Here is a 13,339-nt window from a genome sequence, read left to right on the forward strand (position 1 = left end):
CCGCCGTGGGCCTCGCGGTGCGAGACTGGAGCGGTGACTCTGCTCGAACCCGCGCGAGCCGTCGACGGATCATCGATCGCCGACGTTCTCGATCGCGCCGCCGCCGGAGAGCGCCTGGGACTCGACGACGCAGACTCGCTGCTGGGCGCCGAGGGTGCGGACTTCGAGCGGATGCTGCAGATCGCGGGTGATATGCGCGAAGCGGGGCTGGCGGCATCCGGTCGTCCCGGTGTCATCACCTACTCACGCAAGGTGTTCATCCCGCTGACGACACTGTGCCGCGACCGCTGCCACTACTGCATCTTCGTCGACACCCCGGCCCAGCTGCTGAAGCTGCACAAGCCGACGTACATGTCCGCGGAGCAAGTGCTGACCGTCGCACGGCAGGGCGCGGCCCTCGGCTGCAAAGAGGCTCTGCTGACCCTCGGCGACCGTCCCGAAGCCCGCTGGCCCGAAGCCCGCTCCTGGCTCGACGAGCACGGCTACTCCTCTACGCTCGACTACGTCGGCGCGATGGCCCGGCTCATCACCGCCGAAACCGGCCTGCTGGCCCATCTCAATCCCGGAGTCATGACCGCGGACGAACTCCGGATGCTGCGCCCCAGCGCGCCGTCGATGGGGATGATGCTCGAAACCACGTCGAGGCGACTGTTCGAGGAGCCGGGGCAGGTGCACTACGGCTCTCCCGACAAGAACCCCGACCTGCGTCTGGCCGTGATCGCGGATGCCGGGCGGGAGCGGGTGCCCTTCACCACCGGCATCCTGGTCGGCATCGGCGAGACCCTGCGCGATCGGGCCGAGTCCCTCGTCGCGATCCGAGCAGCGCACGAGCAGTACGGTCACGTGCAGGAGGTGATCGTGCAGAACTTTCGCGCCAAGCCGCGGACCGCGATGCACGACGCCCCGGACGCCTCGGTGCTCGAATACGTCGCCGCGGTCGCTGTCGCACGGCTCGTGATGGGTCCGCGCATGCGCGTGCAGGTGCCGCCCAACCTGTCGGACCCGGTCGAGTTCGCGCTGCTGCTGCGGGCCGGCGCCGACGATTGGGGCGGTGTCTCGCCTCTCACCGCCGACCACGTGAACCCCGAGCGCCCGTGGCCGCACCTCGCCGACCTCACCGACCTCACCGCCGCGCTCGGTTTCGAACTGCGCGAGCGACTGACCGCGCACCCCGAGTACGTCCAGGATGCCGAGACATGGATCGATCCGGCGCTCCATACCGCGGTTTCGGTTCTCGCCGACACGGTCACGGGCCTCGCGGTCGACCAACCCACCGGCGGCACGCGGCGTTCAGCCACGCGGACTCCCGTCGATGTGGCGCATAACTCCTGCACTCCTTCGGGCGCCAGCATTGCTGCCCAGCCCGCGAGCGGCACGGCACGCAACGCGCGCGCAAATCGCAGGAGTTATGCGACCGGCCGCGGCGGCACAGCCGCGAAGACGGCCGCGCGCACAGCCGCGAAGACAGGTGCACGACAACTCGCAGAGGGCGCAGCGAGCAACCCCCTTGCGCTCGACGACGCCGAATGGGCTCAGCTGCTGCGCGCCACCGGAGCCGACCTCGAGGCGCTCACCGCGATCGCGGACGACGTGCGCCGGTACACGGTCGGCGAGGCCGTGAGCCTCGTCGTGAACCGCAACCTCACCTCGAGCGGCTTCCGGTCCGCCCCGACCGACGAGCCGGGCACGTTCACGCTCGATGACGTGGCGGCCGTCGCGGCCGATGCCTGGGACCTCGGCGCCACGGAGCTCTGCGTGCAGGGTCTGCTCGATTCGACCGAAGACCCGCGGGCGTACCTCGACATCGGCCGCGCGATCCGGGCCGCGACCCCCGCCATGCACCTGCACGCGTACCGCCCGCAGGACGTCTGGGACCTCGCCGACCGCGGCGGTCTCGGACTCGACGGCGCACTCGCGGCCTTGCGCGGCGCCGGCGTCGACACCGTGCCGGGCACCGGCGTCAAGGTGCTGAGCGAGCGCGTGCGCGCGCTCGTCGCGCCGGGCGACCTCGAGATCGACCGCTGGGTCGACGGCATCACCGCAGCACACCGCGCCGGATTCCGCTCGACGTCCGTGCTCTTCTACGGACACGTCGAGACCGCCGAGGAGCGCATCGCACACCTGCGCCGTCTGCGAGGGATCCAGGACCAGACCCGCGGATTCACCGAGTTCGTGCCGATACCGCTCACCGGGATTGAATACGGCGTTCCGCTCGTCACAGGCCGGGCCGCGATCGACGAGCACCGTGCGATGGTGGCCGTTTCGCGCCTCATGCTCAGCGGCAGCATCCCGCACATCCAGATCCCGTGGACCCGCGTGGGCCGCGATGCCGCCGCCACCCTGCTGCAGTGCGGCGGCGACGACCTGGGCGGCACCCTGCTCGACGGCCGCGTCCTTCCCGAGGCCGGCATCGAGCACGGGCTCGAACTGCCGGTGACGGATGCCGCCCGCATCGCCGCGCGCCTGTTCCGCCCCTTCCGCCAGCGCACCACCGACTACCGCGAGCCGAGCAGGCGATGACGGCGCGGACGAGGGTGGAGGTCGCGATCGTCGGGGCCGGGTTCGCCGGTCTGGGCATGGCCATCGCGCTGCGCAAGGCCGGCCGCCCCGACTTCGTCGTGCTCGAACGCGCGGCCTCGGTCGGGGGAGCCTGGCGCGAGAACACCTACCCCGGGGTCGCGTGCGACGTGCCTTCGCACCTGTACGGGTTCGCGGACTACCCGAACCCGGACTGGTCGGGCGTCTTCGCCAAGGGCGACGAGATCCACCGCTACCTCGAGCACGTCGCCGAGCGCGAGAGCCTGGGCGACCGGCTGCGGCTGCGCACTCCCATGCTGTCGGCGCAGTGGGATGCGGCGGCATCGCTCTGGCGCCTCGAGACGGGCGGCGACCACCACGGCTCGATCGAGGCCGAGACCCTCGTGCTCGCGTGCGGGCGGCTCACCGAACCCTCGATCCCCGGGATCGCCGGCCTCGAGACCTTCCCCGGACCGCTGTTCCATTCGTCCCGCTGGGACCACGACGCCGACCTCGCCGGCGCGCGCATCGCCCTGGTCGGAACCGGGGCGAGCGCCGTGCAGCTGCTCCCCCAGCTCGCCGGCATCGCCGCACACGTGACGCTGTTCCAGCGCACCCCGGCGTGGATCGTCCCGCGCGGCGGCGGCGACTACACCGACGCGGAGCGACGGCACTTCATGGATCACCCCGCCGAACTCGAACGCCTCCGCACCGAGCTCTACGCCGAGGGCGAGGGCCGGTTCGCGTCGCGATCGGGCGATGCCGCGGCCGCAGCCGCGGCGCGCGCGGCCGCTGTGCTCCACCTGCACACCCAGGTCTCCGAGCCCGCGCTGCGCGCGGCACTGACCCCGGACTACGCCTTCGGCTGCAAGCGCGTGCTTCTCTCGGACGAGTTCTATCCCGCGGTCGCGGGCGAGCGGGTGAGCCTCGTGGCCTCGGCGCTGGCGAGCGTCGACGGTCGCACACTGACCTCGTCGGACGGCCGGACCTGCGAAGCGGACGTACTCGTGCTCGCGACCGGTTTCGCCTCGACCCGCCAGCCGTACGCCGATCTCGTGCGCGGCGAGGGCGGGGTCACGCTGGCTGAGCACTGGTCGGAGGGGATGACCTCCTTCGCGTCCACGGTCGTCAGCGGGTTCCCGAACATGTTCGTGCTGAACGGCCCCAACGCCTCGCTCGGCCACAGCTCCTCGGTGCTCATGATCGAGGAGCAGGCGGGGTACGCCGTGCGCGCCCTCGATGCCCGTGACGGCCATCATGACGGGGTGCTGCACGTCGACCCCATGGCCGAAAAGGCCTACACGGACGAGATCGCACGGGCCGCGGCATCCACCCCGTGGATCGTCGGCGGATGCCGCAACTGGTACGTCGACGAGCGCTCCGGCCGCCTGACCCTGCTGTGGCCGGGGACGGTCGACGCGTTCCGCACGAGGCTCGCGCGGGCCGACGGCTCGGAGTTCGTCTCCGCCGGTCGGCACGTCCCCGACACGAAAGGCGCGCCGGTCGAGGGAGTGCCGAGAGGAGCATCATGACGACTGTGCAGCATCAACGACAGGCGCTGCGTTTGGGCTACAAGGCCTCCGCCGAGCAGTTCGGCCCCAACGAGCTCTGCGATTTCGGAGTCCTCGCCGAGGAGATGGGCTTCGACTCGGTCTTCGTCTCCGACCACCTGCAGCCGTGGCTGCACGAGGGCGGTCACGCCCCGGCATCGATCCCCTGGCTCGGTGCGCTCGGGGCTCGCACGTCGCGGGTGCTCATCGGCACGTCGGTGCTGACGCCGACGTTCCGCCACAATCCCACCGTCATCGCGCAGGATTTCGCGACCCTCGGCGTCATGTACCCCGGTCGGGTGATCCTCGGGGTCGGCACCGGCGAGGCGCTGAACGAGGCGAACCTCGGCTTCGCGTGGCCAGACCCGCCCGAGCGGTTCCAGCGGCTCAAGGAGGCGATCACGCTCATCCAGCGCCTCTGGACCGAAGAGCGCGTCAACCACGAGGGCACCTTCTACACCACTCGCAACGTCACGATCTACGACAAGCTCGACCAGCGTGTGCCGATCTACATCGGCGCGGCGGGCCCGGCGGCGACGCGGCTCGCCGGCCGCATCGCCGACGGATTCATCACCACGTCGGGCAAGGCGCCGAGCCTGTACACCGACACTCTTCTGCCCGCCCTCCACGAAGGCCTGCAGAAGGCCGGAAGGCCCGCGGACGGGATCGACACCCTCATGGAGGTCAAGGTCTCGTACCACCCCGACCCCGCCGTCGCGCTCGAGAAGACACGATTCTGGGCGCCGCTCGCGCTCAGCGCCGACGAGAAGATGGGCATCGACGACCCGATCGAGATGCAGCGGCTCGGCGAGCAGCTGCCCATCGAACGCGCGGCCTCCCGCTTCATCGTCTCCTCCGACCCCGACGAGCACGTCGAGCAGATCTCGCGGTACGTCGACATGGGCTTCCGCCACCTCGTGTTCCACGATCCCGGCCACGACCAGGAGGAGTTCCTGCGGATGTACGGCGCCGAGATCCTGCCCCGCCTGCGCGCACGGTTCGGACAGTGACGGACGCACACAGGCCGGGCTGGGCAGTCATCATCCCGGTCAAGCCCACGGCAGTCGGCAAGTCGCGGCTCGAGCTGCGCACCGTCGACAGGGTGACCCTGGCCCGGGCCATCGCCCTCGACACGATCACCGCGGCCGCGGCCTGCGACGCGGTCGCCCAGGTCTATGTCGTGACCGACGACGCGGCGCTGGTGTCTCTCGCCTTCGACATCCCCGGCCTGCGGTTCGTCCCCGAAGACGACGGCACCGGCAAGCCGCGCGGAATCGACGCGGCCGTCGCCGTCGGTGCCGACGCCGCAGGAGAGGGGATGCCGCGCGCGGCGCTCCTCGGAGACCTTCCCGCGCTGCGCCCCGAAGACCTCGCCGCTGCCCTGAATGCGGCGTTCTCGGTCGATCGAGCGGTCGTGCCCGACGCCGAGGGCACTGGAACGACCCTCGTGACGGCCGGGAGCGGCATCCGGCTGCTCACCTCGTTCGGCGACGGCTCGTTCGCCCGGCACGTCGACCTGGGCTGCCGCGCGCTGGAGATCATGCGGGCATCGACCCTTCGGCGCGATGTCGACACCGCCGACCAGCTCGACGTCGCGGCCGAGCTCGGCCTCGGACCCCGCACCGCAGCGCTGCTCGCGGCTCAGATCAGCAGGTAGGGCGCGGGCAGGAGCACGCACGCGGACCAGGAATATCGGGCACGTCAGAATTCGGCCGCCCGCAGCGCAGCTTCGGCGAGCTCTGCCGATGTCGCGGCATCCCGCATCCACAGCGGAGCGACCACGGGCCGGATGCCGAGTCGCCCGATCTCCGCGGCAGAGGCGGCGTCCTCCTCGGCGATCAGCCACGAGTCGAGCAGTCCCTCGGACGAACGCGCGCCGTAGTGCGCGGCGACCGCAGCGGCCGTGGTCTCCACGCCGATCGCGGTGAGGCAGACATCCGCCATGCCCCGCACCACCCGCCCGCCGATGATCGGCGATACGCCGACGACGCGGGCGGGCGTGGCCCGCAGCCCCGCGCGGATGCCCGGCACCGCGAGGATCGGGCCGATCGAGACGACGGGGTTCGACGGGGCGATGAGCACGACGTCCGCTTGCGCGATCGCGTCGAGTACGCCGGGGGCCGCAACGGCGGCTCCTATGCCGGGGTTGTCAAAGCGCAGCGGACGCAGTGCCGCGCGGTGCCGGGTCCACCACTCCTGGAAGTGCATCGGGCGCTCGATGTCGCCGTCGAGATCGCCGGCGGAGGCGCTGCTGTCCGATACCGTCACGATCGAGTCGACCTCGGCGTCGGTCATCGGCAGCACGCGGGCGCCGAGGGGCCAGCGCGCTGACATCCGCTCGAGCACCTGGGTAGGCGTGAGTCCCTCGCGCAGCCAGCCTGTGCGCGCGAGGTGCGTGCCCAGGTCGAGGTCGCCGAGGGTGAACCAGGGCCAGCCCGCGCCCCACTGCTGAAGCTCGTGGTTCACGCGCTCGCTGTCGCCCGCGCGACCCCAGCCGCGCACGGTGTCGTTGACGCCGGCCAGCGCGTACACGATCGAGTCGACGTCGGGCTGCAGGCGCACGCCCGACAGCCACAGGTCATCACCCGTGTTCGCCACGATCGTGAAGGGATCAGGTGCTGCGGCCTCGGCATCCGCCCGCCGGTTCAGTGCCGTGCGCACTCCGAGTGAGAACTTCGATCCGCCGACGCCTCCGGCCAGCACGACGACGCGCAGAAGCCCGGTGCGCCCGGTCAAGGCGCGAATTCGTCCGCAGCGTGCGGCAGTGTGAATCGGGCGACGGCGTCGATGAGCGCGTCGACGGTCTGCGCCGCGGCGACGACGTCGACAGAAAGGCCCGCCCGACGTGCGTCTTTCGCGGTGCGGGGTCCGATCGCGGCGATGACCGTCGTGTCGGGGATGTCGGGGAACTGCTGCTGCACCTGCTCAGCGACCGACCCGCTGGTCACGAGGATTGCGTTGATGCGACCATTGCGCACGTCTTCGGCGATGCGGTCCGTCACCGGCACCCCCACCGTCCGGTATGCCACGACGCTGCGCACGCGGTGGCCGGCCTCGACGAGCAGGCGGGTCAGCACGGGCTTGGCGATCTCGCTGCGCAAGGTGAGGATGTCGCGTGGCTCGGGCTCGAGGGCGATCATCTGCTCGGCCATTCCCGCTGCCGAATTGTCGCGCTCGGGCACGAGATCGACTCGGTAGCCCACCGCCTGCAGTGCGGCGGCAGTCGTCTCACCGACCGCGGCGACCTTCGTGGCGGCGGGAATCGTCGCCCGGTGCGCGAAGAGCACGTCGACCGTGGTCGCGCTGGTCACGGTCAGCCAGTCGAACGCGCCGGCCGCCAGGTCGGCGAGCGCCTGATCGAGGGTGGCCTGATCGTTCGTCGGCGCGAAATTGATGAGCGGCGCCACCACCGGGATCGCACCCTGATGCCGCAGATTCGCGGCGACCCCGTCGCCCCAGGGGCCACCGCGCGGCACGAGCACACGCCATCCCACGAGGGGTTTGGGTGGCTGCTTGGGGGCGAAGTTCATTTGGATTGGGCTCTCGTGGTGCGCAATCGGCCGCCCCAAAAGATCGAGCAACCGACAGGCGATTTCGGACCTCGGGTGATGCGATCCGCGCCGTCGGCAGCATTCGCACCATCGCACTGCCAGACAAATCGAGCATACCCCCGGGCAGAGAGGTCCTGCGACGGGAATCGCACAAGCTGCGGGGGTCGGATCAGCGGGTGTAGAGCCGCACGGCCGCCCAGACGACGAGTCCGACTGCGACTGCGCCGGCCACCACCGCTGCTGTCGCGGCTGCGGGATTCTTTCTCGAGAAAGCGCGGGCCTTGACCACTGTCCGGTCTGTCGCCTCATAGACGCGCTTGGCGACGTTGGCTTTCTGCTCGATCGCGGCCAGAGCCGCCTTCAGCTCGGCCCTCGCCTGCTCCACCGGGTCGGCGATCCCCAGCGGGACGGCGGTGCGCGGCACCGGAACGGCGCGAGATACCGGGACGGGAGAGTCAGAACTCATCGCGCACCTCCTTGACATCCTGAACGATCGACTGGACGGGGTTCTGCGCGCGCGCGACCTTGCGGAAGCGCTGCACGCCGAGCAATGCGAACAGCGCGGCGACGAGCAGGATCCCGATCAGCACGACCAGCGCTGCGAGCCACACCGGCCACCACAGGGCGAGCAGGATGACCGCGAACGCGATGAGCATGCCGACGGCCCAGAAGAGGAAGAAGATCGCGGCCGCGATCCATCCGGCGCCGATTCCGGCGTCCTTCGAGGTGCGGCGCACCCATGCCTTGCCCGCGTCGACCTCTGCGATGACGAGGTTGCGGATGAGCTCCGGCATCTCGCCGATCAGCGTGAACAAGCTGTCTTCGGACCTATCGCGGAAGCCGCGAGGAGTGGTCATGGTCAGGCTCCGTTGCGAGGCTCGTCGGCGGCCTCCGAGAGGTCCGCGACCGCGTCGTCAGCGGCATCCTTGACGGCCTTGGCCGTCTTCTGCGCGGCTGCGCTCACGTCGTCGGCCTGGTCCTTTCCGGTCTTGATGGCCGAGTCGAGCTTCTGACCCGGCGTGGTGCCCTTCGAGGTCGCGGCCTTCGTGACCTTGACTGCGCTGTCCCAGAGCGTGCTCGGCAGCGCCATCGCGGTGGACTTGACGAAGTCATTCGCCTTGGTGACCTGCGCCTGCACCGGCTCGAGGTTCCAGACCTTCTCGACCTGGGCCTTGATCTGCTCGTAGCGTTCGCGGCCCGCGCGGGCGCCGAGCACGTAACCCGCCGCGAGTCCGATGACGAGCCCTGCTTTGCCCCTCATGGGGTCTCCTCACGCTCGATGGTCCTTGATGCCTGCATCCAGGGTAGCCCCGTATGCCGATTCCGGCATCCGCTGGTCTTTCTGGCGACGCTTGTGTCATGCCCGCTCGTCGGCGCCGGCCCAGAGCGTGAGCCTGCGCACGCGCTCCGCTTCGGCGAGCGCGTCGGGGACGACCTGCGCGAGGCCGGTCCCGGCGACCCACGCCCCGACGACGGCGAGACCGGGAACCGCGTGGATCGCAGTTCGTGCGGCCGCAGCCGCGTCCCGCCGGCCGAGCGCCGAGATCGGCGGCGGCTGAGCCCACCGATCTCGACGCGATGCGCGCAGCTGAGTGGCAGCGAGCGGCACGTCGAGCAGTGCCGACGCCTCGGCCAGCGCGAGCGCGGCCGCCGCCCTGTCTTCGAGGGCAGCGGTCGCCGGCCCCACCCCGCGGCCGCCGAAGGTGACCTTGAGCACGCGGGTGTCAGCGTCGGGAAGCATCCAGGGCCAGCGCGCGGTCGAATCGGTGACGGATGCCGCGACCGCGGTGCCCGTGACCGGGTAGGCGGCCGTCCGAGCGGGTGCGGCGGCCAGGTCGGCGGAGCTGACCACGAGGGTGACGACCTCGAGGTCAGTGATGGGCGTCGGCTCGAGCGAGGGCACGACCTCGTGGAGCAGCTTGTACGCCGCCTCGGCGCCGGTCGCGAGGATCACGATGTCGGCGGCGTCGATGGTGCCGGCGGCGGCGGTGTCGGCGGCGTCGTCGGTGCCGGCGGCCGCGATGGTGCTCGGTGCGGAGCTCAGCACACCCGTCGCGTCGAGGCGCAGCATCCAGCGGCCGCCGGTGCCCGCTTCCACGGCGGCGACGGGACTGTTCACGCGCACATCGGCGCCGAGCGTGCGCAGCCGCTCGTGCAGTGCGTCGACGATCCGCGACATGCCCCCGTCGATGCCCTCGAGCCGGTCGCCGGCGGCAGTGTCGCTCTTGCGGGCACTGTCGTTGTCGCTCTTGCGGGCACTGTCGCTCTTGCGGGCACTGTCGTTGTCGTTCTTGCGGGCACTGTCGAGCAGCGAGGAGACCGCCCCGGCGAGCGATCCCGTCCGGGTGAGCGCGGCACCGAGTCCGGGGACGGCGACCTCGACGTCGACCTCGTCGGGGTGGATCAAGAAGCCGCCGAGGCTGAGCGGCGCGACCAGCCGATCGAGCACGAGTTCGCCCATGCGGGTGCGGACGAGCTTGCCGAGGCTGCGTTCCTGGCCGATCGTGAGCGGCGGGCGCACCCGATCCACGTAGGCGCGCCACGTTCCGCGCCAGCCGATCACCCGGCGGACGCTCTGCTCCCAGGGGTTCTCCGGAATGCCGCGCAGCGTCGCCGCCGGAAAGGGCAGCGAGCCGCCCGGCAGGCCCGCGATCCACTCGGCCCGCGGCACGGTCGGGACGACGGCATCGATCAGCCCGAGCTCTTCCACGAGCGCGCGCACCGCTCCGCCACGCGTCGCATACCCCTCCGCACCGAGATCGGCGCGCATCCCGCCGACCTCGGCGGTGCGGATCGCGCCGCCGAGCCGACCGGACGCCTCCAGAACCGTCACGCGAATGCCGACCTTCGCGCACGCGAACGCTGCGACCAGCCCTGCGATTCCTCCTCCGACCACGACGACGTGGGTGTCGTGCGCGCGCGCCGCAAGATCGTCCAGGGGCGTCGTATCCACGCATCCATCCTCGCACCGCGCGCCACCCGGTCAGCGAAGCCCGCTCAGCCGCGCGGGACCATCCCCGGCGTGCGCGCTTCGTCATCGATGACATCGCGCGCGGTACCGGCGCCTGGCCGCGCGCGCCCTCGCGGTGCGAGACTGACGGGATGACGCTGCACATCACGGGCGACGACGCCGCCGACCGCCTCTTGACCGAGGATCCGCTCGCCTTGCTGATCGGGATGCTGCTGGATCAGCAGGTGGCGATGGAGACCGCGTTCGCCGGTCCGCTCAAGATCGCCGAGCGCGTCGGATCTGTGGATGCCGCCACCCTGGCCTCATACGATCCCGAATCGCTGGTCGAGGTGTTCAAGAAGAGCCCGGCCGTGCATCGTTTTCCGGGCTCGATGGCCGCGCGAGTGCAGTCGCTGTGCGCGGTGATCGAGCAGGACTGGGGCGGGAACGCGGCCGCGATCTGGACGCAGGGAGACCCCGACGGCTCGACCGTCCTGAAGCGACTCAAGGCGCTGCCCGGATTCGGGGAACAGAAGGCGAAGATCTTCCTCGCGCTGCTCGGCAAGCAGTACGGGTTCACCGGAGGCGGGTGGCGCGAGGCTGCCGGCGCCTACGGTGACGAGGGCTCTTTCCGCTCGGTCGCCGACATCGTCTCACCGGAGTCGCTCACGAAAGTGCGCGAGCACAAGCGCGCGATGAAGGCTGCGGCAAGAGGCGCATAGATCCGGACAAGAAGACGTGAGGAGATCGACGTGACCACTCCCCAAAGCGGGCAAGAGGTCAGCGGACAGTACACGCACGGGCATCACGAGAGCGTCCTGCAGGCGCATCGCTGGCGCACGGCGCAGAACTCTGCCGGCTACCTCCTACCGCGGTTGACTCCGGGAATGTCGATCCTGGACGTGGGGTGCGGTCCGGGCACCATCACGGTGGATCTGGCAGGGCTCGTGGCGCCAGGGCGCGCCGTGGGCATGGATGCTGATGCGGACGTGATCAGCCAGGCGTCTGCGCTGGGTTCGCGCGTCGAGTTCATCGTCGGCGACGCGTACGCCCTGCCGTTCGCCGATGACGAGTTCGATGTGGTGCACGCCCATCAAGTGCTCCAGCATCTCGCCCGCCCGGTCGAGGCGCTTCGCGAGTGGAGACGCGTCGCCGGTCTGGTTGCCGTCCGCGAGGTGGACTACGCCGGAGTCGTGATCCACCCTCTCTCGGACGGGCTTCGCGCATGGGCAGAGCTGTACCAGCGGGTGCACCGCTCGTCGGTAGGCGAACCTGACGCCGGACGCCGCCTCAAGCAATGGGCCCGCGAAGCCGGCTTCACCGACGTATCGGTCGGCGCGTCCCTGTGGGTGTTCGAGAACCCGGAGGACCGGGCATGGTGGGGTGGCCTCTGGGCAGAGCGCGTGATCGCCTCGTCCTTCGCGATCGCCGCGACCGACCGGGGGCTCGCGACATCAGACGAGTTGAACGCCATCAGTGCAGCATGGCGTCAATGGGCATCCGATGAGGACGGGTGGCTTGCGATGCCGCACGGAGAACTGCTGGGTTTCTGAACAGGAGCGCGTCGTTCGTGGGGAGCGGTCTGTCGGCCGACCGTGACGGGATGCCGCGGCATCCGATCTCTGCGTGAAGGGCTACGCCCCGCGCAGGCGCTCGGCGAGGTAGGCGTGCAGGCTTTCGAGCGGCACGCGCTCCTGGGCCATGGTGTCGCGGTCGCGCACGGTGACGGCGCGATCCTCGAGCGAGTCGAAGTCGATCGTGACGCAGAACGGCGTGCCGACCTCGTCCTGCCGGCGGTAGCGGCGGCCGATGGCTCCGGCATCGTCGAAGTCGACGTTCCACTTGCCGCGGAGCCCTTCGGCCACCTCGCGGGCGATCGGCGAGAGCTGCTCGTTGCGCGACAGCGGCAGCACCGCGACCTTGACCGGTGCCAGACGCGGGTCGAGCTTCAGCACGGTGCGGGTGTCGGTGCCGCCCTTCGCGTTCGGCACCTCTTCTTCGCGGTAGGCGTCGACGAGGAACGCCATCATCGCGCGGGTGAGGCCGAACGAGGGCTCGATCACGTACGGCGTGTACCGCTCGCCGCTGGCCTGGTCGAAGTACGACAGACTCTGACCGGATGCCTCGGAATGGCTGGTCAGGTCGTAATCGGTGCGGTTCGCGATACCCATGAGCTCGCCCCACTGCTTGCCCGGGAAGCCGAACTCGTACTCCACGTCGATCGTCCCGGCCGAATAGTGCGCGCGGTCCTCCTGCGGCACGTCGTAGCGGCGCATGTGCGCCGGGTCGACGCCGAGGTCGACGAACCAGTTCCAGCACGCTTCGACCCAGTGCTCGAACCACTCCTGCGCGTCGGCGGGCGGCACGAAGAACTCGATCTCCATCTGCTCGAACTCGCGCGTGCGGAAGATGAAGTTGCCCGGAGTGATCTCGTTGCGGAACGCCTTGCCGACCTGGCCGACGCCGAACGGCGGCTTCTTGCGCGAGGCCGTGAGCACGTTGGAGAAGTTGACGAAGATGCCCTGTGCGGTCTCGGGGCGCAGGTAGTGCAGGCCCGACTCGTCGTCGATGACGACGCCGAGGTAGGTCTTCATGAGACCCGAGAACGCCTTGGGCTCGGTGTACTGGCCCTTCACGCCGCAGTTCGGGCACGGGATGTCGGCGAGGCCGTTCTCGGCCGTGAACGCCTTCTGGGGCTCCGCCCCAGACCCCCGGCTTGCTGACGCCGACGCCTTCTGGGGCTCCGCCCCAGACCCCCGGCTTGCTGACGC

13 protein-coding genes are annotated in these 13,339 nt (G+C 70.4%); 6 read left to right on the forward strand and 7 right to left on the reverse strand.

Annotated features, from left to right (window positions below; genetic code table 11):
- The first annotated feature begins 33 nt into the window (after positions 1-33).
- The 4 genes from cofG to cofC are packed head-to-tail and all read left to right on the forward strand — an operon-like array spanning position 34 to position 5,724.
- On the forward strand, positions 34-2,520 hold the full coding sequence (gene cofG / locus QZV84_RS06640) for a 7,8-didemethyl-8-hydroxy-5-deazariboflavin synthase CofG (protein ID WP_292827173.1): 2,487 nt from the start codon (positions 34-36) through the stop codon (positions 2,518-2,520).
- Positions 2,517-4,049 carry an NAD(P)/FAD-dependent oxidoreductase gene (locus tag QZV84_RS06645; RefSeq protein WP_292827176.1) on the forward strand — a complete coding sequence of 511 codons (1,533 nt, stop codon included), beginning with the start codon at positions 2,517-2,519 and terminating at the stop codon, positions 4,047-4,049. The genes cofG and QZV84_RS06645 overlap by 4 nt, the downstream gene beginning before the upstream one ends.
- Positions 4,046-5,077: a glucose-6-phosphate dehydrogenase (coenzyme-F420) gene (gene fgd, locus QZV84_RS06650; RefSeq protein WP_292827179.1), complete on the forward strand. Its 1,032-nt coding sequence runs from the start codon at positions 4,046-4,048 to the stop codon at positions 5,075-5,077. Before QZV84_RS06645 ends, fgd begins: the two co-directional genes overlap by 4 nt.
- On the forward strand, positions 5,074-5,724 hold the full coding sequence (cofC, locus tag QZV84_RS06655) for a 2-phospho-L-lactate guanylyltransferase (RefSeq protein ID WP_292827182.1): 651 nt from the start codon (positions 5,074-5,076) through the stop codon (positions 5,722-5,724). The genes fgd and cofC overlap by 4 nt, the downstream gene beginning before the upstream one ends.
- Positions 5,725-5,768: 44 nt before the next feature.
- Here the strand turns inward: cofC and cofD are convergent, their stop codons facing one another.
- From cofD to QZV84_RS06685, 6 genes are all read right to left on the reverse strand, one after another.
- Positions 5,769-6,803 carry a 2-phospho-L-lactate transferase gene (gene cofD, locus QZV84_RS06660; protein WP_292827185.1) on the reverse strand — a complete coding sequence of 345 codons (1,035 nt, stop codon included), beginning with the start codon at positions 6,801-6,803 and terminating at the stop codon, positions 5,769-5,771.
- Positions 6,800-7,597, reverse strand: a complete 798-nt coding sequence (locus QZV84_RS06665) for a uroporphyrinogen-III synthase (RefSeq protein ID WP_292827188.1) — start codon at positions 7,595-7,597, stop codon at positions 6,800-6,802. The genes cofD and QZV84_RS06665 overlap by 4 nt, the downstream gene beginning before the upstream one ends.
- Before the next feature lie 190 nt (positions 7,598-7,787).
- A complete protein-coding gene (locus QZV84_RS06670; RefSeq protein ID WP_292827191.1) occupies positions 7,788-8,084 on the reverse strand; it encodes a hypothetical protein in 297 nt (98 codons plus the stop codon).
- On the reverse strand, positions 8,074-8,475 hold the full coding sequence (locus QZV84_RS06675) for a phage holin family protein (protein WP_292827194.1): 402 nt from the start codon (positions 8,473-8,475) through the stop codon (positions 8,074-8,076). The genes QZV84_RS06670 and QZV84_RS06675 overlap by 11 nt, the downstream gene beginning before the upstream one ends.
- Before the next feature lie 2 nt (positions 8,476-8,477).
- Positions 8,478-8,879 carry a hypothetical protein gene (locus QZV84_RS06680; protein WP_292827197.1) on the reverse strand — a complete coding sequence of 134 codons (402 nt, stop codon included), beginning with the start codon at positions 8,877-8,879 and terminating at the stop codon, positions 8,478-8,480.
- Positions 8,880-8,975: 96 nt separating this feature from the next.
- Positions 8,976-10,571 (reverse strand): FAD-dependent oxidoreductase, encoded by a 1,596-nt coding sequence (locus tag QZV84_RS06685; protein ID WP_292827200.1) that lies wholly within the window; start codon positions 10,569-10,571, stop codon positions 8,976-8,978.
- Between the two features lie 149 nt (positions 10,572-10,720).
- On the opposite strand from QZV84_RS06685, the gene QZV84_RS06690 reads away from it, so the two are divergent.
- Together QZV84_RS06690 and QZV84_RS06695 are read left to right on the forward strand one after the other, a co-directional pair.
- A complete protein-coding gene (locus QZV84_RS06690) occupies positions 10,721-11,290 on the forward strand; it encodes an HhH-GPD-type base excision DNA repair protein (protein WP_292827203.1) in 570 nt (189 codons plus the stop codon).
- Positions 11,291-11,320: 30 nt separating this feature from the next.
- On the forward strand, positions 11,321-12,121 hold the full coding sequence (locus QZV84_RS06695; protein ID WP_292827206.1) for a methyltransferase domain-containing protein: 801 nt from the start codon (positions 11,321-11,323) through the stop codon (positions 12,119-12,121).
- An 81-nt stretch (positions 12,122-12,202) separates the two neighbouring features.
- On the opposite strand, the gene QZV84_RS06700 is transcribed toward QZV84_RS06695, so the two are convergent.
- Positions 12,203-13,339: glycine--tRNA ligase (locus tag QZV84_RS06700; RefSeq protein ID WP_292827209.1), on the reverse strand; the 1,137-nt coding region annotated here is incomplete at its 5' end.

This window comes from Microbacterium sp. (genome assembly GCF_011620715.1).
Classification (GTDB): domain Bacteria; phylum Actinomycetota; class Actinomycetes; order Actinomycetales; family Microbacteriaceae; genus Microbacterium.

What these genes read in the sequence shown, in the direction of transcription:
- QZV84_RS06645 (WP_292827176.1), top strand. Translation starts at nt 2,517, where the DNA reads ATGACGGCGCGGACGAGGGTGGAGGTCGCGATCGTCGGGGCCGGGTTC.
- fgd (WP_292827179.1), top strand. Translation starts at nt 4,046, where the DNA reads ATGACGACTGTGCAGCATCAACGACAGGCGCTGCGTTTGGGCTACAAG.
- QZV84_RS06665 (WP_292827188.1), bottom strand. Translation starts at nt 7,597, where the DNA reads ATGAACTTCGCCCCCAAGCAGCCACCCAAACCCCTCGTGGGATGGCGT.
- QZV84_RS06670 (WP_292827191.1), bottom strand. Translation starts at nt 8,084, where the DNA reads ATGAGTTCTGACTCTCCCGTCCCGGTATCTCGCGCCGTTCCGGTGCCG.
- QZV84_RS06675 (WP_292827194.1), bottom strand. Translation starts at nt 8,475, where the DNA reads ATGACCACTCCTCGCGGCTTCCGCGATAGGTCCGAAGACAGCTTGTTC.
- QZV84_RS06680 (WP_292827197.1), bottom strand. Translation starts at nt 8,879, where the DNA reads ATGAGGGGCAAAGCAGGGCTCGTCATCGGACTCGCGGCGGGTTACGTG.
- QZV84_RS06690 (WP_292827203.1), top strand. Translation starts at nt 10,721, where the DNA reads ATGACGCTGCACATCACGGGCGACGACGCCGCCGACCGCCTCTTGACC.